General features: G+C 58.4%; 29 protein-coding genes and 1 tRNA gene. 15 read left to right on the forward strand and 15 right to left on the reverse strand.

Annotated features, from left to right (window positions below; genetic code table 11):
- Window positions 1-2 precede the first annotated feature (2 nt).
- On the reverse strand, window positions 3-782 hold the full coding sequence (xth, locus tag ALB80_RS01215; protein ID WP_050602195.1) for an exodeoxyribonuclease III: 780 nt from the start codon (window positions 780-782) through the stop codon (window positions 3-5).
- Window positions 783-1,062: 280 nt separating this feature from the next.
- Entirely contained in the window at window positions 1,063-1,386 is a 324-nt protein-coding gene (locus ALB80_RS01220) for an iron-sulfur cluster assembly accessory protein (RefSeq protein ID WP_050602196.1), read from the reverse strand.
- A gap of 76 nt (window positions 1,387-1,462) precedes the next feature.
- Between ALB80_RS01220 and ALB80_RS01225 the strand changes: the two genes are divergently transcribed.
- Complete coding sequence (locus ALB80_RS01225; RefSeq protein WP_050602197.1) at window positions 1,463-2,602, forward strand: deoxyguanosinetriphosphate triphosphohydrolase; 1,140 nt, start codon at window positions 1,463-1,465, stop codon at window positions 2,600-2,602.
- Here ALB80_RS01225 and ALB80_RS01230 read toward each other — a convergent pair whose 3' ends face one another.
- On the reverse strand, window positions 2,603-3,154 hold the full coding sequence (locus tag ALB80_RS01230) for a hypothetical protein (RefSeq protein WP_050602198.1): 552 nt from the start codon (window positions 3,152-3,154) through the stop codon (window positions 2,603-2,605).
- A 131-nt stretch (window positions 3,155-3,285) separates the two neighbouring features.
- Here ALB80_RS01230 and argS point away from each other — a divergent pair, with 131 nt between their 5' ends.
- The 6 genes from argS (at window position 3,286) to ALB80_RS01260 (ending at window position 8,887) form a co-directional block, all read left to right on the forward strand.
- The gene (argS, locus tag ALB80_RS01235; protein ID WP_050602199.1) at window positions 3,286-5,031 is read left to right on the forward strand and encodes an arginine--tRNA ligase; all 1,746 of its coding nucleotides are present in this window, start codon (window positions 3,286-3,288) and stop codon (window positions 5,029-5,031) included.
- 88 nt (window positions 5,032-5,119) lie between these two features.
- On the forward strand, window positions 5,120-6,175 hold the full coding sequence (locus ALB80_RS01240; RefSeq protein ID WP_050602200.1) for an SPOR domain-containing protein: 1,056 nt from the start codon (window positions 5,120-5,122) through the stop codon (window positions 6,173-6,175).
- The gene (gene nagZ, locus ALB80_RS01245; RefSeq protein WP_050602201.1) at window positions 6,172-7,179 is read left to right on the forward strand and encodes a beta-N-acetylhexosaminidase; all 1,008 of its coding nucleotides are present in this window, start codon (window positions 6,172-6,174) and stop codon (window positions 7,177-7,179) included. Before ALB80_RS01240 ends, nagZ begins: the two co-directional genes overlap by 4 nt.
- Window positions 7,169-7,963 carry a ScpA family protein gene (locus ALB80_RS01250; protein WP_050602202.1) on the forward strand — a complete coding sequence of 265 codons (795 nt, stop codon included), beginning with the start codon at window positions 7,169-7,171 and terminating at the stop codon, window positions 7,961-7,963. The genes nagZ and ALB80_RS01250 overlap by 11 nt, the downstream gene beginning before the upstream one ends.
- Window positions 7,956-8,606 carry an SMC-Scp complex subunit ScpB gene (gene scpB / locus ALB80_RS01255; RefSeq protein WP_050602203.1) on the forward strand — a complete coding sequence of 217 codons (651 nt, stop codon included), beginning with the start codon at window positions 7,956-7,958 and terminating at the stop codon, window positions 8,604-8,606. The genes ALB80_RS01250 and scpB overlap by 8 nt, the downstream gene beginning before the upstream one ends.
- A 65-nt stretch (window positions 8,607-8,671) precedes the next feature.
- Window positions 8,672-8,887 carry a hypothetical protein gene (locus ALB80_RS01260; protein WP_050602204.1) on the forward strand — a complete coding sequence of 72 codons (216 nt, stop codon included), beginning with the start codon at window positions 8,672-8,674 and terminating at the stop codon, window positions 8,885-8,887.
- A gap of 3 nt (window positions 8,888-8,890) precedes the next feature.
- Here the strand turns inward: ALB80_RS01260 and ALB80_RS01265 are convergent, their stop codons facing one another.
- The 8 genes from ALB80_RS01265 to ALB80_RS01300 form a co-directional block, all read right to left on the reverse strand.
- Window positions 8,891-9,970, reverse strand: a complete 1,080-nt coding sequence (locus tag ALB80_RS01265) for a 2'-deoxycytidine 5'-triphosphate deaminase (protein WP_050602555.1) — start codon at window positions 9,968-9,970, stop codon at window positions 8,891-8,893.
- A gap of 61 nt (window positions 9,971-10,031) precedes the next feature.
- Window positions 10,032-10,108 (reverse strand) — tRNA-Pro (locus tag ALB80_RS01270).
- A gap of 61 nt (window positions 10,109-10,169) precedes the next feature.
- Window positions 10,170-10,775, reverse strand: a complete 606-nt coding sequence (locus ALB80_RS01275; protein WP_050602205.1) for a MerR family transcriptional regulator — start codon at window positions 10,773-10,775, stop codon at window positions 10,170-10,172.
- A gap of 18 nt (window positions 10,776-10,793) precedes the next feature.
- Window positions 10,794-11,096, reverse strand: a complete 303-nt coding sequence (gene ihfA / locus ALB80_RS01280; protein WP_050602206.1) for an integration host factor subunit alpha — start codon at window positions 11,094-11,096, stop codon at window positions 10,794-10,796.
- Window positions 11,097-11,193: 97 nt separating this feature from the next.
- The gene (locus ALB80_RS01285) at window positions 11,194-12,165 is read right to left on the reverse strand and encodes a beta-ketoacyl-ACP synthase III (protein ID WP_050602207.1); all 972 of its coding nucleotides are present in this window, start codon (window positions 12,163-12,165) and stop codon (window positions 11,194-11,196) included.
- Window positions 12,166-12,188: 23 nt separating this feature from the next.
- Window positions 12,189-13,277 (reverse strand): phosphate acyltransferase PlsX, encoded by a 1,089-nt coding sequence (gene plsX, locus ALB80_RS01290; protein WP_050602208.1) that lies wholly within the window; start codon window positions 13,275-13,277, stop codon window positions 12,189-12,191.
- 24 nt (window positions 13,278-13,301) lie between these two features.
- Entirely contained in the window at window positions 13,302-13,508 is a 207-nt protein-coding gene (gene rpmF / locus ALB80_RS01295; RefSeq protein WP_037316137.1) for a 50S ribosomal protein L32, read from the reverse strand.
- Between the two features lie 206 nt (window positions 13,509-13,714).
- Window positions 13,715-14,251 (reverse strand): DUF177 domain-containing protein, encoded by a 537-nt coding sequence (locus tag ALB80_RS01300; RefSeq protein ID WP_050602209.1) that lies wholly within the window; start codon window positions 14,249-14,251, stop codon window positions 13,715-13,717.
- A gap of 85 nt (window positions 14,252-14,336) precedes the next feature.
- On the opposite strand from ALB80_RS01300, the gene ALB80_RS01305 reads away from it, so the two are divergent.
- The 3 genes from ALB80_RS01305 (at window position 14,337) to ALB80_RS01315 (ending at window position 17,531) form a co-directional block, all read left to right on the forward strand.
- Complete coding sequence (locus tag ALB80_RS01305; RefSeq protein ID WP_050602210.1) at window positions 14,337-14,813, forward strand: outer membrane protein assembly factor BamE; 477 nt, start codon at window positions 14,337-14,339, stop codon at window positions 14,811-14,813.
- 100 nt (window positions 14,814-14,913) lie between these two features.
- Window positions 14,914-15,654: a GNAT family N-acetyltransferase gene (locus ALB80_RS01310; protein ID WP_050602556.1), complete on the forward strand. Its 741-nt coding sequence runs from the start codon at window positions 14,914-14,916 to the stop codon at window positions 15,652-15,654.
- Window positions 15,655-15,722: 68 nt separating this feature from the next.
- Window positions 15,723-17,531: an ABC-F family ATP-binding cassette domain-containing protein gene (locus ALB80_RS01315; RefSeq protein ID WP_050602211.1), complete on the forward strand. Its 1,809-nt coding sequence runs from the start codon at window positions 15,723-15,725 to the stop codon at window positions 17,529-17,531.
- A gap of 25 nt (window positions 17,532-17,556) precedes the next feature.
- Here ALB80_RS01315 and ALB80_RS01320 read toward each other — a convergent pair whose 3' ends face one another.
- Window positions 17,557-17,844 carry a putative quinol monooxygenase gene (locus tag ALB80_RS01320; protein ID WP_050602212.1) on the reverse strand — a complete coding sequence of 96 codons (288 nt, stop codon included), beginning with the start codon at window positions 17,842-17,844 and terminating at the stop codon, window positions 17,557-17,559.
- A 124-nt stretch (window positions 17,845-17,968) separates the two neighbouring features.
- Between ALB80_RS01320 and ALB80_RS01325 the strand changes: the two genes are divergently transcribed.
- Window positions 17,969-18,307 (forward strand): helix-turn-helix domain-containing protein, encoded by a 339-nt coding sequence (locus ALB80_RS01325; protein WP_050602213.1) that lies wholly within the window; start codon window positions 17,969-17,971, stop codon window positions 18,305-18,307.
- Here ALB80_RS01325 and ALB80_RS01330 read toward each other — a convergent pair.
- A complete protein-coding gene (locus ALB80_RS01330) occupies window positions 18,288-18,842 on the reverse strand; it encodes a sugar O-acetyltransferase (protein WP_050602214.1) in 555 nt (184 codons plus the stop codon). The two genes, ALB80_RS01325 and ALB80_RS01330, sit on opposite strands and share 20 nt — an antisense overlap.
- Before the next feature lie 9 nt (window positions 18,843-18,851).
- On the reverse strand, window positions 18,852-19,607 hold the full coding sequence (locus ALB80_RS01335) for a 3-hydroxyacyl-CoA dehydrogenase (RefSeq protein WP_050602557.1): 756 nt from the start codon (window positions 19,605-19,607) through the stop codon (window positions 18,852-18,854).
- 226 nt (window positions 19,608-19,833) lie between these two features.
- Between ALB80_RS01335 and ALB80_RS01340 the strand changes: the two genes are divergently transcribed.
- The gene (locus ALB80_RS01340) at window positions 19,834-20,688 is read left to right on the forward strand and encodes a hypothetical protein (protein ID WP_157054123.1); all 855 of its coding nucleotides are present in this window, start codon (window positions 19,834-19,836) and stop codon (window positions 20,686-20,688) included.
- 78 nt (window positions 20,689-20,766) lie between these two features.
- On the opposite strand, the gene tyrS is transcribed toward ALB80_RS01340, so the two are convergent.
- Window positions 20,767-22,014 carry a tyrosine--tRNA ligase gene (gene tyrS / locus ALB80_RS01345; RefSeq protein WP_050602216.1) on the reverse strand — a complete coding sequence of 416 codons (1,248 nt, stop codon included), beginning with the start codon at window positions 22,012-22,014 and terminating at the stop codon, window positions 20,767-20,769.
- Window positions 22,015-22,305: 291 nt separating this feature from the next.
- On the opposite strand from tyrS, the gene ALB80_RS01350 reads away from it, so the two are divergent.
- The 3 genes from ALB80_RS01350 (at window position 22,306) to ALB80_RS01360 (ending at window position 24,219) form a co-directional block, all read left to right on the forward strand.
- The gene (locus tag ALB80_RS01350) at window positions 22,306-23,379 is read left to right on the forward strand and encodes an anhydro-N-acetylmuramic acid kinase (RefSeq protein ID WP_371255942.1); all 1,074 of its coding nucleotides are present in this window, start codon (window positions 22,306-22,308) and stop codon (window positions 23,377-23,379) included.
- Window positions 23,380-23,458: 79 nt separating this feature from the next.
- Window positions 23,459-23,761, forward strand: coding sequence for a hypothetical protein (locus ALB80_RS01355; RefSeq protein ID WP_050602218.1), 303 nt, complete (start codon window positions 23,459-23,461; stop codon window positions 23,759-23,761).
- The gene (locus tag ALB80_RS01360; RefSeq protein ID WP_050602219.1) at window positions 23,758-24,219 is read left to right on the forward strand and encodes a phage holin family protein; all 462 of its coding nucleotides are present in this window, start codon (window positions 23,758-23,760) and stop codon (window positions 24,217-24,219) included. The genes ALB80_RS01355 and ALB80_RS01360 overlap by 4 nt, the downstream gene beginning before the upstream one ends.
- Window positions 24,220-24,226 lie beyond the last annotated feature (7 nt).

Genomic DNA, 24,226 nt, shown 5'->3' on the forward strand with positions numbered 1-24,226 from the left:
AATTACAGGTCCAGATCAACCCAAACCGGCACATGGTCCGAGGGCTTTTCATGCCCCCGAATCTCAAAATCGATCCGGCAATCACGCATCAAGTCCGCAGCCTGTGGTGTCAGCAGGAAATGGTCGATCCGAATGCCGTCATTCCGGTTCCATGCACCCGCCTGATAATCCCAGAATGAATAGTGCCCATGGCCTTGGGTTGTGGCCCGGAATGCTTCAGTAAACCCAAGGTTCAGAATCTTGCGAAACGCCGCGCGGCTTTCGGGCCGGAACAGGGCGTCCTCCCGCCAGGCTTCAGGACGTTTGGCATCTTCGGCCTGCGGAATGATATTGTAGTCGCCCGCCATCAGGGCCGGTTCTTCACTGTCCAGAAGATCACGCGCGCGCTGATACAGCCGTTCCATCCAGGCCAGTTTATAGTCGTATTTCGGGCCGGGTACCGGGTTGCCATTGGGCAGGTACAAACCGCAGATTCGAAGCGCCTTTTTGCCGATGACGGTCGCTTCGATCCAGCGCGCTTGTTCATCTTGATTATCCCCCGGCAGGCCGCGCGAGACGTCTTCCAAAGGCAGCTTCGACAGGATTGCCACGCCATTGAAACTCTTTTGCCCGTGGGTTTCCACGTTATACCCACGCTCTTCAAGCATTTCGCGGGGGAAGTTCTCGTCGATGGATTTGATCTCTTGCAAGAGAACGACATCAGGTTGTGCGTCATCTAGCCACCGCGGAAGGGCTTCGGCCCGCGCTTTGATTCCGTTGATATTGAACGTGGCGATTTTCATGCGCAATCCTCCGAAGCACTGTCGCACCTATCGCTCAGAACGAGCCCAACGGCAAGTCGGAGAGCGAGTATGCGAGGCTCTGCCTCGCGCTCCGGGATATTTTAAGCCAGATGAAGAAACGGATCTTTAACCAATTTTTCTCAAATTGAAGTGGCGGTACAGGCGGGGACGCCGATGGCCGCGCCAGGTGAAGCTCTCTGGTCGTTGGGTCAGAGAGCGGATCCCTGCTTCATCTGGCTAAAAATATCCTGGGGGTGTGGGGGCAAGGCCCCCATCGCGCTCACATCGAAAAGGACGTGCCGCAACCGCAGGAAGAGGTGGCGTTGGGGTTGTCGATCACAAATCGCGCGCCAATCAGTTCTTGAGTAAAGTCGATAACTGCGTTTTCCAGAAAAGGCAGCGAGATCGCATCAACGATGACTTTCTGACCTCTGCCCTCAAGGACCAGGTCATCCTCTTTTGGGGCGTCCAGCGCGATTTCGTATTGAAAGCCTGAGCAACCGCCGCCTTCCACTGCAACACGCAGGGCTTGACCCTGGTCTGCGGCGCCGATCTCGGCCAGACGTTCAAAAGCGCGTTCAGTGACTGTCGGGGGCAGATTCATGCCGCTCTCCAAAGGTTTATTTCCTTAGCATCCTACAATATATGGAACCCAAGGACAGGCGACAAGGACTAGACCTTTGGTCAGAGCGAGTTTTGCCTCGGATCCGGCGCGCGCAAGAGGGCGGCTGGTACCTGAGGAGGAGAGCAGTTTCCGGTCATGTTTTCAGCGTGACCGGGACAGGATTATTCATGCCAGCGCCTTTCGGCGGCTCAAGCACAAGACGCAAGTGTTTGTCGAGCATGAAGGCGACAGCTATCGCACCCGTTTGACCCATTCCATAGAAGTGGCTCAGGTGGCGCGCACCATTGCCGGGGCGTTGGGCCTGAACCCGGAGCTGACGGAAGCCGTGGCGCTGGCTCATGACCTGGGACATACGCCTTTTGGCCACACCGGTGAGGACGCTTTGCATGCGTTGATGGAGCCCTTTGGCGGTTTTGATCACAACGCACAGGCCATTCGGATCGTCACAAAGTTAGAGCGCCACTACGCGGAATTTGATGGTTGTAACCTGACCTGGGAATGTCTGGAGGGTATCGCAAAGCACAATGGTCCGGTCAAAGGTGATCTGCCCTGGGCGCTGGCCGAGTGCAATCAGGGTTTCGATCTGGAATTGCACACCCATGCCAGCGCGGAAGCGCAGGTTGCAGCGCTGTCTGACGATATTGCCTACAACAACCACGATCTTCTGGACGGTCTGCGCGCAGGGTTGTTCGCAGATGATGATTTGCGAGACCTGCCAATCGTTGGGGCTTGTTATGCTGAGGTAGATTCGAAATACCCAGCGCTGGATGACTATCGCAGGCGTCACGAGGCGTTACGGCGGGTGTTCGGTGTGATGGTGTCAGACGTCATCAACACGTCCCGTGACTTGATCGAGAGCTCGGGGGCGCAGTCGGTCGAGGACATCCGCCATCTGAGACATCCTGTTATTCAGTTCTCTGATGGGGTTTGGGCGCAGCTTCGCGAAATCCGGGCGTTTCTGTTTACCCGGATGTATCGCGCACCCAGCGTGATGAAAGTTCGGGCGGAGGTCGCAAAGATAGTGGAAGACCTATTTCCGATCTATCTCAACGACCCCAGGCAAATGCCGGCACGCTGGCACGATGACATTGAAGCAGCCAGAGACGAGACGGCATTGGCACGTATTGTATCGGACTATATCGCAGGTATGACCGACCGCTTTGCCTTGCAGGATCATGAGCGGCTGACCGGCTGATCACTCTACAGCGATATAGGCGATGGCCCAGACTTGCTGACCTGCCTGTTTTGCGGATTGGTCGGCATCATCGGAGGGCGGGAACACGATCATCGTGGGGCCGTACCCGCCGATCCCCAACGGGGTGCCATCGGCGTGCGTGGCAACGATTGGTTTGTTTGTTGCGATGCTGTCCCACTCGATTTCGGCCTGATATCCATCCAGCGCCATGGGCAGGGCCTTTTTCCCTTCGGCTCCGGCCATGATCATGACCTCGGAAAGGAGAGGACCTGAGAACGCATAGTCTCGTTGATTGTCCGGTGGGCCGTAGGGAATTTTGATCTCAAACTGCTCCAGCGCATCCAGCATGGCCGCATCAAATCCGGCTGCGCCGTCATGTGTGACTTCCAGATAGCCCAGCAAACCGCCGTCGTTCTCGCCTCGCGCAGGCAAGTTGGTTTCGCTGACAGCGCCGCCAAGCGTCAGCAGCACGTGGCCCTGTGGTTGAGGCATTTCAGCCTGAGCGGGCAGGGCGATCGTCAAAAGCAGGGCAAGAGGCAGGGTGCAGCGCATGCGGGTCTCCGAGTGTTGAATTCAGGCTGAGATTAACGTGCTACACCTCGAAACCAAGCTTAAACATTAGGCTTCCATTGACCTTGCTGTGTTGCGTGGTAAACCGCCGGGCAAGCAAAAGGACATCCGAAATGAACCTGTTTTCCGAGATCCGCGGCCTTGTACTGGACGCGCTGGCACAGATGCAGTCCGAGGGCGCTCTGCCGGAAGGGCTGAGCTTTGACAACGTGGCGGTCGAACCTCCGCGAGATTCAGCGCATGGTGACATGGCGACCAACGCCGCGATGGTTTTGGCGAAACCGGCCAAGTTGAAGCCGCGTGATATTGCCGATGTGCTGGCTGGGAAACTGGCAGCCGATGACCGGATCACCAGCGCCGAGGTTGCCGGGCCGGGCTTTCTGAACCTGCGTCTCGCGCCGTCCGTCTGGCAGGGCGTACTGGCGGCGGTGCTGGATAAGGGCGCCAACTATGGACGATCGACCATGGGGCAGGGGCAAAAGGTCAACGTCGAATATGTTTCAGCCAACCCGACTGGTCCACTGCATGTGGGGCATACACGGGGCGCGGTGTTCGGGGACGCGTTGGCCAGTTTGCTAGCCTATTCGGGTCACGATGTGACCCGCGAATACTACATAAACGATGGCGGCGCGCAGGTGGATGTGTTGGCGCGCTCCGCGTATGAGCGGTATCGCGAGGCCAACGGGCTAAGCCCCGAGATTGCCGAGGGTCTTTATCCAGGCGATTATCTGATCCCGATCGGTGAGGCGTTGAAGGAAAAGTACGGCGATAGCCTGATCGATAAGCCGGAAAGCGAATGGCTTGAAGAGCTGCGCGAGTTTTCGACCGAAGCGATGATGGATTTGATCCGCGCTGACCTGAAGGCACTGGGTGTCGAGATGGATGTGTTTTTCTCAGAGAAATCACTCTATGGCACAGGCCGGATCGAGGCGGCGTTGAAATCGCTGACCGACAAAGGCCTGATCTATGAAGGCGTGCTGGAACCGCCCAAGGGCAAGAAGCCCGAGGATTGGGAGCCGCGCGAGCAAACCTTGTTCAAATCGACCGAGCATGGCGATGACGTGGACCGTCCGGTCAAGAAATCGGATGGCAGCTGGACCTATTTCGCCCCCGATATCGCGTATCACTATGATAAGGTGAGCCGTGGCTTTGACGCGCTTATCGATGTGTTTGGGGCGGATCATGGCGGTTACGTCAAGCGGATGAAAGCGGCTGTTTCGGCTCTGTCCGACGGCAAGGTGCCGCTGGATATCAAGCTGACCCAGCTGGTGAAGCTGTGGAAGAATGGCGAGCCATTCAAGATGTCCAAGCGGGCAGGGAACTTTGTCACCTTGCGTGATGTGGTCGATCAGGTTGGTCCGGACGTGACCCGGTTTGTCATGCTGACCCGCAAGAACGACGCGCCATTGGACTTCGACTTCGACAAGGTGCTGGAACAGAGCCGCGAGAACCCCGTATTCTATGTGCAATATGCCCATGCCCGCGTGATGAGCGTTCTGCGCCGCGCCGCTGAGGCTGGAATTGCGGCTGATGACGCAGCACTTGCCGGGGCCGATTTACGCAAGAACGATCACGCTTCGGAACTGACCGTCGCCAAGAAACTGGCCGAATGGCCACGTCTGGTGGAAATCGCCGCGCGCACCAACGAGCCGCACCGTGTTGCCTTCTATCTGTATGAACTTGCAGGGGATTTCCACGCGCTGTGGAACAAGGGAAATGAAGAAACCCAGTTGCGCTTCATTCAGGATGGCGATGTTGCCACAAGCCAGTCAAAAATCGCACTGGCCCGGGCCGTTTCTGTTGTGATTTCAGCGGGCTTGGGTATTCTTGGCGTTACCCCGGCGCAGGAGATGCGGTAACAAATATCGCCCGAACCGCCGGTACGAGGTAGGCAAGAAATGACCCGCGCGCCTTAATTTCAGGCGCTAAACGGGCAGTGAGGCGGACATGGCGAGTTACGATTACTCGGGGCACCAAAGCCCCGGGCAGATTCATTACCCGAATCAGGCGCATCCTGAGGATGCGTATGAGTATCCCGAGGATATGCAGGACTATGACGCGCCGCGCGGCACGTTTGGACTGGGCCAGATGGTTAACGTTCTTGGGGCTGTTGCATCCTTGGCGTTGGTCGCTGGTGTCGGCTTTTGGGGGTATCAACTGGTCATGCGGGATGTAAGTGGCGTGCCCGTTGTGCGCGCAGCCGAAGGGCCGATGCGCGTGCAGCCGGAAAACCCGGGCGGCACACCTGCAGATCACCAGGGGTTGGCCGTGAATGCCGTTGCGGCCGAAGGCACCGCCGCCGCCCCGGCGGATCGTCTGATCCTTGCGCCGCGCCCGGTATCGCTGACTGCAGAAGACTTGCCCGGTGGTGATCTGAAGCCAACCCCGGCGCTGCATGTGGTGGAAGAGCCGATCTCAACCCAGGAAGCCGCGCGACTCCGCCAGAATGCAGTAGACGCGCTGGTGGCGGAACTGGCAGGTGAGGCGGCCAAAACCCAACAAGAGTTTGAAGAGGGTGTGCAGGTTGCATCGCTGTCCACGCCCGAGGAAGAACCGGCAATCGATCCTGCCGATTTTGCTGCGGCCTTGCCGGACCCGGCTATTGCCGAATTGCCGGGGGTCCGCAGGTCGTTGCGCCCGGCTAAACGCCCGGCACGCAGTCAAGTTTCGCCCAGCGAAGCGTCTGAGGGCGCCATCAACGCCGCCGTCAAGGCTGCGGTTGGGTTGGATGTCGATCCCGATACGCTGACCAAAGGCACACGCCTTGCGCAGCTTGGGGCCTATGACAGTACTCAGGTGGCCCAGGCCGAGTGGGATCGTCTGAGTGGTCGGTTCGGTGAATATATGGATGGAAAGCAACGCGTTATTCAGAAAACTTCAAGCGGCGGCCGAACCTTCTATCGCCTGCGCGTTCTGGGTTTCGAAAACCTGAGTGACTCGCGCCAGTTCTGTGCTGCGCTGGTCGCTCAAGGGGCCGATTGCATCCCGGTAGCCGTGCGGTGAAATTTGGTGCCACGATCACCGACGCCGAAGGCCTGCGCCTGACGCAGGAGGAAAGAGACCTGTTTCGCCAGATGAACCCGTTTGGGTTCATCCTGTTTGCCCGCAACATCGAAAGCGCCGATCAGGTGCGTGCCTTGTGCGATGATTTCCGCGAGGCGGTTGGTCGTAATTGCCCTATCACCATTGATCAGGAAGGCGGGCGCGTACAGCGCCTGCGCGCACCTCTGGCCCGCGAATGGCTGCCACCGCTGGATCACGTGACGCGTTCAGGCGATCAGGCCGAGCGGGCCATGTATCTACGCTATCGCCTGATTGCTGACGAACTGTTCAGCTTGGGTATCGACAGCAACTGTGCCCCCATGGTTGATGTGGCGCGGTCGGATACGCACGCTTTTCTGAAGAACCGGTGCTATGCTTCTGATCCCGATAAGATTTCCCAGATCGGTAAGGCCGTGGCAGAAGGGCACTTGGACGGGGGCGTTCTGCCAGTAATCAAACATATGCCCGGTCATGGTCGTGCTACGCTGGACAGCCACTATGACCTGCCGCATGTTGATCTGCCGATGGACACGTTGGACAGCAGCGATTTCGCACCCTTCCGCGCCCTGAACGATTTGCCGATGGGAATGACCGCGCATCTGGTATACGATCAGATCGACCCGCAACCAGCTACGATTTCTAAGACCATGATGGATGTGATCCGTGAAAAGATCGGGTTCAACGGGCTGATCATGACCGACGATATCGGGATGAAAGCGCTGAGCGGTACGCCGGCCGATGTGTCACGTCAGGCCATTCAGGCAGGCTGCGATGTTGTTCTGCATTGCAACGGCAGTTTTACGGACCGTGCCGAAGTGATGGAATCCGCCGGAGAGATGACGGATCAGGCACAAGCCCGCGCAGTACAGGCGCTGGCAATGCGCAAACCTCCTCAGGAACTTGACATCCCTGCCGCCGAGGCTGAACTATCTGCCCTAATGGGCGGGCAGGTATATGAACGATAACCTTTTCAGCGAAGACCCTGTTTCGGTCGCGGATCGTCTTGCGGCCGAAGCGCTGATTGTTGATGTCGACGGGTTCGAAGGTCCGCTGGATGTTCTGCTGACCCTGTCACGTACGCAAAAGGTTGATCTGAGGAAAATCTCGGTTCTGGCACTTGCGCAGCAGTACCTGACCTTTGTCGAAAAGGCGCGGGCGCTGAGGATCGAACTGGCCGCCGACTATCTGGTCATGGCGGCCTGGCTGGCCTTCTTGAAATCTCGCTTGCTGCTGCCACCTGATCCCGATGACGAAGGGCCGTCGGGCGAGGAACTGGCAGCGCATCTTGCGTTTCAGTTGGAGCGCCTTCAGGCCATGCGCGACGCTGCCGCGCGTTTGATGGCGCGCGATCAGTTGGGTCGCGATTTCTTTAGGCGCGGGCAGGGCGAAGATATCACCCGCATCCGAACCGTAACCTATTCCGCCACGCTGCTGGATCTGATGCAGGGCTATGCCCGTATCCGCACCCGTGATGAGTTCCGCCCCTTTGTGATGGATCGCGATGCTGTATTCACAATGGAGCAGGCGCTGGAACGGATGCGCCCGTTGATCGGGTTTGCCGGCACGTGGACCGACATGGAGACCTATCTGCCTGACGGCTGGGATGCCGACCCAGTACGCCGCAGGTCAGCAACAGCGGCGACCTTTGCGGCCTCGTTGGAGCTGGTGAAAGAAGGACATATGGAGATGAAGCAGAGCGAGACATTTGCTCCGATCCATCTGCGCAAGAGGACCGAAACACGTGACTGACGCCCCTGAAGAAACCGGCACACTGTTCGAAGCACCTCCGCTGGCGGAACAAGAGCGTATGGTCGAGGCCGTGTTGTTCGCCAGCTCTGAGCCGGTGACAATCGCGGATCTGGAAGCCCGGATGCCCCATGGCAGCGATGCGGCGCAAGCCGTTGAATTGCTTCAAAAACGCTATGAAGGACGCGGCGTGCGTGTGGTGCGTGTCGGTGATGCCTGGGCCATCCGCACGGCCCCTGATTTGGGTTTTCTGATGCAGAAGGAAACGGTCGAGACCCGCAAGCTCAGCCGCGCCGCGATCGAAACGCTGGCCATCGTCGCTTATCATCAGCCCTGCACGCGGGCCGAGATCGAGGAAATCCGGGGCGTGTCGGTTTCACGCGGAACCATCGACCAGTTGCTCGAGATGGAGTGGATCAAACTGGGCCGCCGCCGCATGACCCCGGGCCGTCCAGTGACCTTTGTGGTTACGCCCGAATTCTTGGACCACTTTGGCTTGGAAAATGCGCGTGACTTGCCGGGGCTGAAAGAATTAAGGGCCGCGGGGCTTCTGGAGAACCGGCCTCCACCGGGTGCTATTCCGTTGGGTGAAGGGTCCGAGGACGAGGTCGACGAAGACCAGACCGAACTGTTCGAGGAAGAGTGATCGCGCAGCCCTTTTATTGCCGCATAAACCGCATATCTTTGAGCGAGAAGACACGGAGTTGAGCGATGAATGCAAACCGGATCATCGATATGATTGTGCGTCAGGTCATGCGCCGTCTGGTCAATAAGGGTGTGAACAAGGGCATCGACATGGCCAGCCGAACGGGCGACAGATCGGGCACGTCGAAAGGGCCCGGGCAAGTCAGCGCGCCACGCCATGCGCAGAGCCTGAGGCAAGCACAGCGTGTGACCCGGCAAATGCGCCGGTTTATGAAGTTTTAAGGTTTAGCTTACAGCTTTGAAGTGCTTCGACAGTTTCAAACCCTGACCCTGATAGTTCGAGGCGATGCCTGCGCCGTACAACTGCGTGGGCATTTCGGTCATTTTCTCGTAGACCAGACGCCCGACAACCTGCCCATGCTCCAGCACGAACGGTGCTTCGTGGCAGCGTACCTCAAGCACACCTCGGGATCCGGCCCCACCGGCAGCGGCATGGCCAAAACCGGGGTCAAAGAACCCGGCATAGTGCACTCGGAATTCACCAACCATCGCCAGATAGGGTGCCATTTCAGCGGCGTACATTGGTGGAATGTGCACCGCCTCACGGCTGACAAGGATATAGAACGCGCCGGGGTCCAGGATGATGCAGCCATCCTTGGTGCGCACTTCTTCCCAGTAGTCCTGCGGGTCGTATTCGCCGATACGATCCAGATCGATCACGCCGGTGTGTGGCTTGGCGCGGTAGCCAACCAGATCGGTATCGGGAAGTTGCAGATCAACGGAAAAGCCCAAACCGTCCTGAATGACGGCAGGACCATCCACCAGTGGCGACTCGACGTGCAAAGCCGTCAACTCGGCATCCGAGAGCACGGCCTGACCCTGACGGAAACGAATCTGGTTCAAGCGCATACCGGGCCGCACCAAAACCGAGAAGGAACGCGGGCAGATTTCCGCATAGAGCGGTCCCGTATATCCCGCAGGCACCCGGTCAAATTCGGAGCCGCCATCGGTGATGGTCCGGGTCAAAAGGTCCAGCCGCCCGGTCGAGCTTTTGGCATTTGCCACGGCACTGACATCCTCGGGCAGGGCGAGCGATTCCATCAGGGGCACCAGATAGACGCAGCCTTTTTCCAGAACAGCACCAGCCAAAATATCGATGCGGTGCATCTCGAACTCGGTTAAACGATCGGCGACGGTCCGCCCTTCGCCTGCAAGAAACGAAGCACGGACTCGGTAAGCGACTGTTCCCAGACGTAAATCAAGGCTAGCGGGTTGAATCTGTGCAGACAGAACGTCCGGGCTGGCGGTGATTTCGCTGCGCGCGATCATCGCCTCAATCTGTTGGTTCGGGCAAACACCTGTCATCTCGATCCCCTCTGGTGCCAGAGCGGGATCTGGCCTGTGTGCCATAAACGTCGGTGTGATTTGGTCGGGCTAGCAGGACTCGAACCTGCGACCTTCCGTCCCCCAGACGGACGCGCTACCAGGCTGCGCCATAGCCCGACGTTGGGGTGTTCATAAAGATTTTCCCGGCAGGGGCAAGAGGAAAACACTGCCTTTTTTCCTAACCCGCCGCCTGTGTTTCCACACGGTCCAGCCAGTAACGCAGGTCTTTTGCGATCGGCGCGATGCGGCGCAGCAGGTCGTCGTCAAACTCGGCCCGGTTCCACGCCAAGGATGCGATTCCCCCCATCAAAGGGGCGGTATCAAGTTCAGGTTCCGAATCTGGCTTCTGAATGGCAGATGAGACTGGGTCGACCCGAGCTTCTTCTTTCACCGATGGTGCAGAGGGCTCACCCAGATCCATATGGATCTGTTCAGTGGAGGCCGCGGGTTTCGGTTCAAAGAGCACCACGGTGTCTTCAACAGGTAAAGCCGGGTCAGGGGAGTGTTCGTCCAAAGACGGGGACAGCGATACGACATGTGCCACGCCTTGCTCACGCAGGATGCGCTGAACGCCTTTGATGGTGATTCCGTCTTCGTGGAGCAGTTTTTTGATCCCGCCCAAAAGTCGCATGTCATTGGGGCGATAATACCGGCGTCCACCCGCGCGTTTGACCGGTTTCACCTGCGTGAACCGGCTTTCCCAGAAACGCAGAACATGGGCTTGAACACCAAGCCAATCCGCAACTTCGCTGATGGTGCGAAACGCGTCGGGAGACTTGCTCATATCCGCGAGACCTCGGGGTTACTTGCGATTCCCGGCAGCGACGCGATCCTTCATCAGATGCGACGGGCGGAACGTCAGCACGCGGCGCGGCTGAATCGGGACTTCTTCACCGGTTTTGGGGTTGCGACCAACGCGGGCGGTCTTGTCGCGTACACTGAAGGTGCCGAAGGACGAGATTTTGACCTGCTCACCACGAACCAGAGCGTCAGACATGTGGCTCAAGACGCTTTCCACCAGCTGCGCGCTTTCGTTTCGTGACAGTCCAACTTCACGAAAGACGGCTTCGCTCAGATCCATTCGAGTCAGTGTTTTGTCGCCCATGCCATTTCCCCTTGTTGATATCAGAGCATATGGCTATGGCAAATTCGCTGTCAATATCAATGAATTGCAAGAGGCTGTGTAAGCCGGTTTGCGCCGGTTACCAGCGCAGAACCACGGCGCCCCATGCCAGCCCACCACCAATGGCTTCGGTTACGATCAGGTCACCTTGCTTGATCTGGCCGCGCTGTTTGCCGACTGATAGCGCCAAAGGAATAGACGCAGCCGAGGTGTTACCGTGATCCTGAACCGTGACCACAACACTCTCCATCGGCAGGCCCATTTTCTTGGCGGTGCCCTGAATGATCCGTATATTGGCCTGATGCGGAACGATCCAGTCCACATCCGCACTGCTGAGGCCCGCACGATCCAAAGCCGTTTCCGCAGTTTTCGTAAGTTTTTCAACGGCATGGCGGAACACCTGGTTGCCTTGCATACGTAGGTGCCCAGTGGATTGGGTTGATACGCCCCCATCCACATAAAGAAGATCCTTGTAACGGCCGTCCGAATTCAGGTCGGTTGCCAGAATGCCGCGATCTGCGGCGGTGCCTTCGCCCTCTTGCGCTTCCAGCACCAAAGCTCCCGCGCCGTCGCCGAAGAGGACACAGGTGGATCGATCGGTCCAGTCCATGATCCGAGAGAACGTCTCGGCGCCGATCACCAGCACACGCTTGGCCTGACCGGAAACAATCAGCGCATTTGCGTTGGAAAGTGCAAAAACGAATCCTGCGCAAACCGCCTGAATGTCAAAGGCGAAGCCATTGGTCATGCCAAGCTGCGCCTGAACCATGGTCGCGGCGGAGGGAAAGGTCAGATCAGCGGTTGAAGTCGCAACAATGATGGCGTCAATATCGTCCGCGCTCAAGCTGGCGTCTTCCAAAGCGGCCTCTGCCGCCTTTGTCGCCAGATCCGAGGTGGTCTCATCCTCGGCGGCAAAGTGGCGGCGCTCAATGCCCGACCGGGTGCGGATCCATTCGTCGGTTGTGTCCAGCGTTCTCTCAAACTCGGAATTGGGAACGATGCGTTCCGGCAAATAATGCCCGACACCTACTACAACTGAACGGCCTGCCATTTTGGGGTACTGCCTTTTTTTGGTTATTTATCGGTCTGCGGCGCTGATTGCGCGGCATCTTGTGCAAGCTGGGCCGTGGATGCAACCCGCGCGGCCAATTTTTCGGAAAAGCCCGATTGCGCCAGAGTAAAGGCCAGCTTGATCGCCGCCGATACGCCAGTCGCATCTGCGCCGCCATGGGATTTCACTACGGTGCCGTTCAGGCCCAGAAACACACCGCCGTTCACGCGCCGCGGGTCGATACGCTTTTTCAAGCGATTCAGCGAGGTGATCGCAAGGATCGATGCCAATCGGGACAACGGAGAATACTTGAAGGCCTGGCGCAACAGATCACCGATCAAGCTGGCCGTCCCTTCGCCGGTTTTGATTGCAACATTTCCGGTAAACCCATCCGTGACAATGACATCTGCCCTGTCACCGGGAATGTCGCTGCCTTCGACAAAGCCCACAAATTCGAAATTCGCCTGGTCCGCGAATTCCGCGATCATCGCGTGGGCTTCTTTCAGTTCGGCGCGCCCTTTGTGTTCTTCGGTGCCGACATTCAGCAAGCCGATCCGGGGCCGCTTCAATGCCATGCCGTTGCGCGCGTATGAGGCACCCATCAGGGCATATTGCAGCAAATCCTTGGAGTCGGCACGGACATCTGCGCCCACGTCAAGCATCACATTGAAGCCTTGTGGGTTGCGTGAAGGCCACAGAATCGCGATGGCCGGGCGGTTCACACCCGGCAGTTTGCGCAAGCGCATCATCGACAACGCCATCAGCGCGCCCGTATTGCCGCAGGACACCGCCCCATGCGCTTCGCCTTGGCGTACAGCCTCAAGCGTGGACCACATCGAGGTTTGCTTACCGTTGCGCACAACCTGGCTGGGCTTGTCCTCCATCGTGACCACATCGGGGCAATCACGAAAAACGACGCGTCCTTCAAGGACACGCCGTTTGGCGACAAGCTTACGTAAAACCTGTTCGGGCCCGTGCAACAAAAACCCGATATCCGGGTTCTTGTCGGCTGATTTTGCCAGACCTGCAACAACCACTGCGGGACCTGCGTCCCCGCCCATAGCGTCGACCGAGATGGTGATCCGTCCGGCGTGCGTGGGCTGTTCAGTCATGCCTCGGTCTGCGCTCAATCAGGCTTAGGCTGCGTCTTCGTCCAGATCGATTTCGTCGGCTTGTGCGACGACTTCACGATCATCATAGTGGCCGCAGGATGCGCAAACGTGGTGCGGGCGCTTCAGCTCGCCACAGTTCGCGCATTCGTTCGGGTTTGCAGCAACCAGAGCGTCGTGTGCGCGGCGGTTGTTGCGACGCGACTTGGAAACTTTGTTCTGTTGGACGGCCATGGTCTCAACCTTTGTCTACTGTGGGTCAGCAGATTCGCCGCCGACCGGGTTTCATACTTCGTTTTATCGTGGTTTGACGCGCGTTTAGGGGACCAGCCCCGCAATGTCCAACCCAAATTTCCGATGAGCGCGCGAAAATACTGCGATTCTCGACATGTTCAAGCGATTTTTCTGACCGCCTGCTATGACAGGAAATCAGACTGCTGTCACTCGTCTTTTTTCAGCACATCGCGCAATCCTGCCAATCCTGCAAAGGGCTTGGCATCTTCGTCGGTCATGGGTTTTTTGCCTGGTTCTGTATAGTCTACCTGACCCAGTTCGACGCCGTCCTTGCGCGGATATTGGGGCAGAGCCAGCGACAGCGCCTCGACCATCACCAAAGCCGGGTCAATCTCGGGGCCCAACTGTTCGGATTCGTCATCTTCGGGAATTTCGAACTCTGGCTCGTCAGGGTTGGCCCAATCCGCCAGAAACGTCCGTTGCACGGGAATGTCGATTCGTGTGGTTACGGGATCAAGTGTCACGACACAGGGCTGAACAACGGTTGCACCCAGTTTACCGTTCAGAACCCAGTCACGTTTGCCCTGGGCACGGACCTCTCCGACAAAGCTGAGCTTGCGCAGACCCAGCAGGCCCAGATCCTGCCGAATCCCGTCAAGAGCCGCAGCAGCAGGGCGCAGATCGAAGGGCGTGGGGGCATTCTGGGGCAGGTCAGCCACACGAAGTGATGTAAGGTTGCTCATTTGTGAGCCTTTCTATGTGTTGAACCGTGGCAGCGGTTTCTGTAATCGGATAGAAGCCGCAAGAGGCCAAGGCAAGAGGGTGCGCATGTTGAAGGTAGTGAACCGGTTGAAACCAGCGACGAAATCGCTTGTGTTTGTTGCCTGTCTGGCTGCGATTGGCGCCTGTACGCCGATCTTCAAGAATCACGGCTATGTACCGCCGGCCGAAGATCTGGCCGAAATCAAAGTGGGCGTCGACACGCGCGACAGTGTGGAAGAGGCCATCGGCGCGCCGGGTGCGTCAGGTGTCGTGCGGGATTCCGGTTACTATTACGTGCGCTCGCGGGTGCGCCATTACGGCCCGAAACGGCCCGAAGTTGTATCGCGCGAACTGGTGGCCATCAGCTTCGACCAGCGTGGTGTCGTCAGCAATATCGAACGCTTTGGTCTGGAAGACGGCATCGTGATTCCGCTGGAACGCCGTGTGACCGATTCCAACGTCCAGGACAAAGGCTTCCTGCGTCAGCTGCTTGGCAATATCGGCAACTTCAACCCGGCCAATATCCCGGGCGTGAACAACTAATACGGCCTGCCACCTTGTGAGAGTCACAAGACAGTCACATGTCTTGTGTTAACGAGGCCGTAACGGCAACAATGGGTTTGCAACCGTGGAGGATGCGACCGTGGCGACTGCAGTTTTGCTCAGCAAAGGGCGCTATCGCGCGCGACTTGCACAGTCGGCCGAGGATATCGAGGCTGCACAACGGTTGCGGACGTTGGCCTTCGGCACGCGGCAACTGGACCGCGACGATTTCGACGCACGATGCAGCCATATTCTGGTCGAAGATATGCGTTCAGCGGGCCAACTGGTCTGTTGTTTCCGGATGCTGACCATGGATCATGGTGGCGAAATCGGGCGCAGCTATTCGGCCCAGTTCTACGACCTGAGCTCGCTGGAGGGTTTCAGTGGCCGCATGGTCGAGATGGGACGGTTTTGCATTCATCCTGATCACAGCGATCCCGACATCCTGCGCGTGGCGTGGGGTGCAATGACAGCCTATGTAGATCAGAACGGTGTTGAGATGCTGTTTGGATGCTCGTCCTTTGCCGGTACCGAGACTGAGCAGTATCTAGACGCGTTTGCGATGCTCAAGCATCGTCATCTGGCACCGAAACGATGGCTGCCACGGGTAAAAGCCCCGAATGTTTTTCGCTTTGCTGCGCGTCTGCGGCGCAAGCCAGATGCCAAAAAGGCAATGTTGCGGATGCCACCTTTGTTGCGCACCTATCTGATGATGGGCGGTTGGGTCAGTGATCATGCGGTTGTAGATCGTCACATGAACACACTTCATGTGTTCACCGGGCTGGAAATCGGAGCGATTCCCCCGGCGCGCAAACGTCTGTTGCGGACGGTGGTCGGGTAGATTGAGTATTTCCGAAAAGGTGAAGCAGAGGCGTTGACGCATTGTGTCAGCCGGTTTAGCTGGCGGTCATGGCGAGAATTCCTTTATTGCAGATGTCCGGCATTTCCCTGACTTTCGGGGGCGATCCGGTGTTTTCCGAACTTGATCTGGTAGTCCAACTTGGTGACCGCGTGGCGCTGGTCGGGCGCAACGGGTCGGGTAAGTCTACCTTGATGAAGGTGATGGCCGGATTGGTTGAGGCCGATCGGGGTGAGATTGTCATCCCGCCCGGAAAATCCGTGGGATATATGGAGCAGGACCCAACGATGCAGGGGTTTGCGACACTGGGTGACTATGCTTCCAGCGGGTTGGAGCCAGGCGAGCTCTACAAGGTTGAACGTGCAGGTGAAGGGTTAAAGTTTGACCCGTCCCGCCCCGTTGACACGGCATCGGGTGGCGAGCGGCGGCGGGCAGCGCTGGCCAAGCTGATGGCCGAGGCACCGGATCTGATGTTGTTGGACGAGCCCACAAACCACTTGGATATCGAAGCCATTGCGTGGCTGGAGCGCGAACTTGGGTCAACCCGTGCGGCTTTTGTACTGATCTCGCACGACCGTGCGTTTTTGCGCGCGTTGACGCGGGCGACACTCTGGATTGATCGGGGCGCTGTTCGACGGCATGAGCAAGGTTTTGAAGCGTTTGAGACCTGGCGGGACAAGGTGTGGGAAGAGGAAGACCAGCAGCGGCACAAGCTGAACCGCCTGATCAAGTCCGAAGCGAAATGGGCGGTTGAGGGCATCAGCGCCCGACGCAAGCGCAACCAAGGCCGGGTGCGGGCCTTGCAGTCTCTGCGAGCCGAAAAAGCAGCGCAGATCAAACGGCAGGGCTCGGCTGCCATGACGTTGGAATCGGGGCCAAAGTCGGGCCGTAAGGTGATCGAGGCCAAGGGCTTGGCCAAAGGGTTTGGCGACAAGCAGATTGTTCGGAGTTTTGACCTGCTGGTGCAGCGCGGCGATCGCGTGGCATTTGTCGGGCCCAACGGGGTGGGTAAGACCACGCTGCTGAAAATGTTGCTGGATCAGGTTGAACCGGATGAGGGCTCGGTGTCGTTGGGCACGAATCTTGAGATCGCGGTGTTCGACCAGACACGCGCGCAGTTGGATCCCGAGATGTCCCTTTGGGACAGCCTTACCGGCGACCCCGAGATGCGGGTGTCAGGAAAGGCCGATCAGGTGATGGTTGGCGGGCAACCCAAGCATGTGGTGGGGTATCTTAAGGAATTCCTGTTTGACGAAGGCCAGGCAAGAGCGGCCGTTAAGTCCTTGTCAGGTGGGGAAAAAGCAAGGTTGTTGCTGGCCAAGCTGATGGCGAAACCCTCGAACCTTCTGGTATTGGACGAACCGACCAACGATCTGGATGTTGAGACGCTGGATCTGTTGCAGGAGCTTTTGGACGATTACGACGGAACGGTTCTGTTGGTCAGTCACGATCGGGATTTTCTGGACCGGGTGGCAACGACGACGATTGCGATGGAAGGGAATGGTCGCGCAACGGTCTATGCCGGAGGGTGGTCGGACTACATCGCGCAACGTGGCGATGTCGCTGGGAAAAAAGAAGAAAAAGCAAAAGCTTCAAAGCCAAAGGTCAAGCAAGAGGCGAAGCCGAAACCGGGTCTGTCTTTTTCGGAAAAGCACAGGTTGGAGAAGCTGCCTGCCGAAATCGCGCGCCTTGAGGCCGAGATCGCCAAGCTGGAAGAGCTGATGTCCGACCCAGAGTTGTTCACCCGCGAGCCGGTCAAGTTCCAGAAAGCCACCGACGCGCTGGTCGAACGTCAGGAAAAGCTGTCGGCGGCCGAAGAGGAGTGGCTGGTGCTGGAAGAAAAAGCCGAAGGCGCCTGAGCGCCATCGGCGGAGCGAACCGAGTTTAGTCGATTTTCGTCATCTCGCTCAGCGTGAATTCTGCAACCGCGCCGTCTGTCGCCTGCATATAAGCGGCAAGATGGGGTGCATTCATGTGGGTTTGCCACAGTTCCCGCGTTTCCCAGTTTTCGTAAAAGACAAAAAAACCAGGAGTCGAGGTATCCACATGCAGGTCGTACTGGATGCAACCTTCTTCAGCACGGGTGATGGGGATGAGCTTTTCAAGCTCGGTGCGGACAAGCTCTTCTTTGCCTGGATTGGCGGTGATTTGCGCGAGAATGGTCAGGGCCATGATGTCTCCTTACAGGGCTCGGTTGCGATGAACCGAGATATGTGTGACACCAACAAATCACGCAAGTACGCACTATTTGTGCGGGTAGGTACCATTTGTATACTGTCTGTGGCAGGAGGTCGGGGTGGATCGATTTGAAAGATACGACTGCAGCGGAGGTTGCCCGGTCGAAGCCGGGCTGGAGCAGATATCGGGCAAGTGGAAGGGCTTGGTGATCTATCATCTTCTTGGTGGCACGATGCGCTTTAACGCGTTGTCCCGCGCATTGGGCACGGTGACCCAGCGCAGCCTGACCAAGCAGCTACGTGAGCTAGAGGCAGATGGAATCGTGCATCGCCAAGTTTATGCAGAGGTGCCGCCCAGAGTGGAGTACAGCCTGACTGAAAAGGGGCAGGCGCTGCGCCCGGTGATCGAGGCGCTGGCGGATTGGGGGCAGAATAAGGTTATGGGTGGGACCGGATAGGCCGGGCAGGGTTTCCGGCAACGGTTTCGCCGGGCTGGACATCCTTTGTCACGACACTCCCGGCACCAATCGTGGCATTGTCGCCGACAGTGATGCCGGGTAGCAGAATCGCGCCTCCGCCCACCCAGACATGCCTGCCAATTGTGACCGGCAAGCCGATTTCCAGTCCTTTTGCCCGATCCGCCGGGTCTTTGGCGTGGTGGGCGCAGTAGACCTGGACATTGGGGCCGAACATCGTGTCGTCTCCGATCCGCATTGGGGCCGTGTCCAGCACGACACAACCGGCGTTGAAATAGACCCGGTTGCCCAGATGGATGTTCATCCCATAAGCACAATGGAACGGAGCTTCGAGGAAGCAGGCCTCGCCGACATGGCCCAGCAGTGCATGCAACTCGGGCGCCATCGCTCCGCGTGTGTCCGGCGGGCAGGTGTTGTGCGCGTGAACTGCGCGCCTTGCCTGCGCACGCAGAGCATCCAGTTCCGAATCCAGACAGCAATACCACTGTCCGGACTGCATTTTTTCACGTTCAGACATGCGACAGATTTAGCGCATCCGCAATGCACCGTCGATGCGGATAACTTCTCCGTTCAGATAACCCATCTCGACGATGAAGCCGGCCAATCGCCCGTATTCCATCGGATCGCCCAAGCGAGCAGGGCTCGGGACGTCAGCGGCCAGCTGTTGCTGTACCTCTTCGGGCAGACCGGCCAGCATCGGGGTCATGAAAATGCCCGGCGCGATGGTCATGACCCGAATGCCGGTCGAGGCCAGATCACGGGCCATCGGCAGCGTCATGCCAACAACACCACCTTTCGAAGCGGCATAAGCCGCCTGACCCTTTTGCCCGTCATATGCAGCGATGGAGGCGGTGTTGATGATCACACCACGTGCACCGTCTGCTTCGGGTTCATTCTTTGCCATCTCGGCAGAGGCCAGACGCGAAACGTTGAAGGTACCGACGAGGTTGATATCAATTGTGCGCTGGAAGGCGTCCAGAGGGTGGGGGCCATCCTTGCCAACCGTCTTGATGCCATAAGCGATGCCCGCGCAATTCACGGTTGCGGTGATCTTGCCCATCTTGTCCATGCCCAAGCGCACGGCAGCTGCCACCGAATCCTCATCAGTGACATCGGTCTGCGCAAAATGCCCGCCGATTTCACCGGCAACCTGAATGCCGCGATCTGCGTCCCGGTCCAGAATGGTGACCTGCGCACCTTGGGCGGCAAAATGACGGGCCGTGGCTTCGCCCAGACCGGACGCGCCGCCGGTGACAAGGGCGGCTGTGGTGGACAGGTGCATGGTGAACTCCTCCCAGAGATATGAACGATTGTTCAATAACCGGTTCGCGGGTGCGGTGTCCACAGTTTTGACGAAATGGATGGCCCGGTGACCTGCGTCGCCAAACCAGAACCAAAAAAACGTTCCTGAAGACAAGTTAATCCGGTCCTCACGAAAACGCGCCTGTTTGTGAGTGAAGACTTCAAGGCCGTCATGTGTTTTTTCGCCAGGAGGTCCTGATATGGTTATGAGTAAGAAACAAACGCTGGGTGCTGTACTTGTCGCGCCTGTTTTTGGATTGGTGATGATTGGCAGTGCATCTGCTGCACCGGAAACCTGCACGGGGAAAACGGCCCGCAGCCTGGCCAATGCCGGGGATTACGCGGGGTTGTGTGATTGCGTTCAGGTGACCCCAAGTTTTCTGGAGAGGCTTCAGAAACGTTCGGATTTGGAGACAACGTTGGAAGTGACCGGGGCACAGTGCCCGGGTCTCGCCGCGCTACTGACGGATTTGCCGACGGCAAGCCTGTCGGGTTCAAACGAAAACCGTGGAGAAAGCCGAGGGTCTGAGCCGCAAGGCGAGGCGTTTGCAGAGGCGGCAAGTCCGGGGTCGCCGGGCGGCGGCCAAACCGGTGGTGGCGGTGAACCTGGTGGCGGCGGTGAACCCGGTGGTGGCGGTGAAGCCGGCGGTGGCGGCGAACCCGGTGGCGGTGGTGAACCCGGCGGTGGTGGTGAACCCGGTGGCGGTGGTGAACCCGGCGGTGGTGGTGAACCCGGCGGTGGTGGTGAACCCGGCGGTGGTGGTGAACCCGGCGATGGTGGCGAACCCGGTGATGGCGACGGAAAAGGTGGCAAAGGCGGCGGCAAAGGCGAAGGTAAAGGGAAAGGCGGCAAAGGCGGCGACGGAAAAGGTAAAAATGGCGACGGCAGAGGTGAAGGCAAAGGTAAAGGCGGTAAGGGTGGCAGCAAAGGTAACAACGGCGGTGGGAATGGCGGAGAAGGCAGCAGCCCGGGCCGTGGCAACAACGCCAACAACGACGAAGGCGGCAATGACCGAAACGGTCGTGGCGGCGGTCGAAGTGGTGGAAAAGGCCTTAGGTAATCTCCCGTCTTATGAAGCAGTACGGCCACCCGATCGGGTGGCCGTTATCCTGTTCGGTCTCTTCAGATTGAGATCGTATCAGCCGAGTTGAACCAGTGCGTGGCGCTTTTTGCCTGCGCTTAGCTTGATCGGCGATGACAGGGCGCCTGCGTCGATCATCATCCCGGCATCGGTCAGCGGTGCGTCATCCAGCTTGGCGCCGTTCTCGGCGATCAGGCGCTTGGCTTCTTTGCCGGACTTGGCCAACCCAGATTTGACGATCAGTTGCACGACAGAGATCGGCAGGTCCGCGGCATTGAGGGTCAGTGTCGGAAGGTCGTCGCCTACGCCACCTTTTTCGAACACTTCGCGCGCGGTGGCTTCGGCATTGGCCGCAGCTTGTGCACCGTGCAGCAGGGTTGTGACCTCATTGGCCAGACGGATCTTGGCCTCGTTGATCTCGGACCCGGCAAGCGCGCCCAGACGATCGCACTCATCCACCGGCAATTCAGTGTAAAGCTTCAGGAACCGGCCCACATCCGCGTCGGTGGTATTGCGCCAAAACTGCCAAAACTCGTAAGGCGAGCGCATCTCGGCGTTCAGCCAGACTGCACCGTCCTGCGACTTGCCCATTTTCTTGCCGTCACTGGTGGTCAGCAGAGGCGAGGTCAGGCCATAGATCTCGTGATCCAGCACGCGGCGAGTCAGGTCGATCCCGTTGACGATATTGCCCCATTGGTCTGATCCACCCATCTGCAGAACACAGCCGTAACGGCGGTTCAGTTCCAGGAAGTCATAGGCCTGAAGGATCATGTAGTTGAATTCGAGAAATGACAGCGATTGCTCACGGTCCAATCGGGACTTCACCGATTCAAACGACAGCATCCGGTTGACCGAGAAATGTCGCCCGATGTCGCGCAGGAAATCGAGGTAGTTCAGGTCATCCAGCCATTCGGCATTGTTCAGCATCAGCGCCTTGTTCTCGGCGTCTGTGTCATAGTCGATATAGGCTGCGAACACCTTTTTGATGCCCGCGATGTTTTCGTCGATCTGTTCGGGGTCCAGCAAGGGGCGCTCGTCCGCGCGGAACGAAGGATCACCGACTTTGGTCGTGCCGCCACCCATCAGCGTGATCGGCTGGTGACCGGTCTTCTGGAACCAACGCAGCATCATGATCTGGATCAGGCTGCCCACATGCAACGACTGTGCCGTTGCATCAAAGCCGATATAGGCCGGTTTGCACCCACTGATCAGCGCGTCGTCAAGGCCCTGATAATCGGTGCAGTCGGCGAGAAAGCCGCGCTCGATCATCGTGGCGATGAAATCCGATTTGGGGTGGTAGGTCATATCGTGCCCTTTGGGTTAATGTTGCGGGGCACTGTATAGGCGGCAGCGCCTAGGAGGAAAAGCCACCTTTTTTCCTTGGAGCCGGGTGTCGATCCGGCCACGCGGTTCGCGAAAAATAAGAGGCGCCGTATCAGAACGCTTGCGTTTTTGTGCAAACAAAAGGCAGTTTGACCAGGCTGCAACCCAGAGGTGAACCCAAGGACCCGGATGTGGCGAAGAAGACAGCCAGTTCAGGAGGCAGGCGTGGGCCAGACCATCAGCAAACACGGGGTGATCCGGGCACTGGGCGCAATGTCGGGCACCTCGATGGACGGCGTGGATGCCGCGATCGTCGAGACCGACGGGCACCGGATCATGGGCTTTGGGCAAAGCGGCTATCGTGCCTACTCGGACGCTGAACGCGACGTGTTGCGGGCGGCAATGGGACAGTGGCATGGGCCCGATGTCGATGCGGCTGCCGAGATGGTCACATTCGCCCATGCCGAGGCGTTGTCTGAATTCGAAGAAGTCGACGTGATCGGTTTTCACGGTCAGACCCTGGCGCATGAGCCGCACGGGCGTGGAACCTTGCAGGTGGGCGATGGTCTGGGGTTGGCGCAGGCGTTGGGTCGCCCGGTGGTTTGGGACTTCCGCAGTGATGATGTGGCAATGGGGGGCGAGGGTGCGCCGCTGGCACCGTTCTTTCATTTTGCCTGCGCCAAGTGGTTCGGCGCGGATCGGCCCCTGTGTTTCCTGAATCTGGGTGGCGTTGGCAATCTGACGTATGTTGATCCGTCCTTTGACGGCCCCGAAGTGCCGGGTGCCTTGCTGGCCTTTGATACCGGACCCGCCAATGCGCCCATTGACGATCTGATGCAAGCCCGGTTGGGGTTGCCCATGGATCGGGACGGGGCGCTTGCGCGCGATGGCACCGTCGAAATGGGGGCGCTGGAGCTGTTTTTGGCCGAACCGTTTTTTGCCCGAATGCCACCGAAGTCATTGGACCGAAATGATTTTGCGGAAATGATAGGTCTTGTACAGGAGTTGAGTGATGCGGACGCCGTGGCGACCCTGACCGGGATGTGTGCCGCGGGCGTTGTGCAGGGGATGGAGCACTGCCCGAAACCTCCGTCTTGTGTGCTGGTCACCGGGGGCGGGCGTCATAATCCGGTTTTGATGGAGATGCTGCGCGTGTCGTTGGACTGCCCGGTCGAACCGGTCGAGGCGGTGGGGTTGGATGGCGACATGCTTGAGGCGCAGGCCTTTGCCTATCTGGCGGTGCGCGTGGCGCGCGGCCTGCCGACCTCTTGCCCCGGAACGACCGGCGTACAGGCGCTGGTTGGGGGCGGGGTTGTCAGTTCAGTTTCAATGGACGCTGTAGGCTAACGCCAGCTGGAAAACAGTTCAAAATAACAACTTGTTGTGCGACGGTGGCCCCGGACCCATGAATTGAGGGCAAGGCATAATGGCGACAAAAGCAGAGCTTGAAACGGAGTTAGAGCAATTACGGGAGCGAAACGCGACGTTGGAGGCGCGGGTCGAACAAGACCCGGCCCCCAAGGAAAAGCCCGAACGTACCAAGTCATCCGATGAAATCCGGAAACTGTTGGAAGAGCACGGGATCGACCTGAGCCAAGCGCAGTCACTGGGAGAGGATGTGGTCGAGGAATTCGGTCGCTTGCAGAAGGACTATCCGATCACAGCGCTGCTGATTGCGTTTTCGCTTGGCTATGTTGTCGGGCGCGCAGGGTTAGGAGGAGCCTCATGAGCAGATTAAGCAGAAATCTGGTAGCGATCTACCGAACAGAACGTCTGATCGCACGCCGCCGTTTGGCCGTGGTTCAGCAGCAGACGATACTGATGGGGATTGCAGGCATCGCCGCTTTTTCGGCCCTGGTGCTTTTGAATGTCTCGCTGTTCTTTGCCCTTCAGAACACGATGTCACCAGCTTCGGCCGCGGCTTGGCTGGCCCTTGGAAATCTGGTGGTTGCCGGGGTGCTGGTTCTGATCGCGCGGCGGAGCAGCATTGAAGATGAGGTCGCACCAGCAGTTGAAGTCCGCGACATGGCGATCGCGGACATCGAAGACGAGCTCGAAGAGATGGCGACAGAAGCGCGGGAGGTCGTGCAGGCCGTCAAGAGCATTGGGTCGAATCCTGTGGGGTCTCTGACGACGGTATTGGTGCCCCTGATCAGCATGTTGATCAAAAGCCGCAGTGGGGATTAGGGGGCTC

It is taken from the genome of Ruegeria sp. 6PALISEP08, assembly GCF_001238295.1.
Lineage (GTDB): Bacteria > Pseudomonadota > Alphaproteobacteria > Rhodobacterales > Rhodobacteraceae > Ruegeria.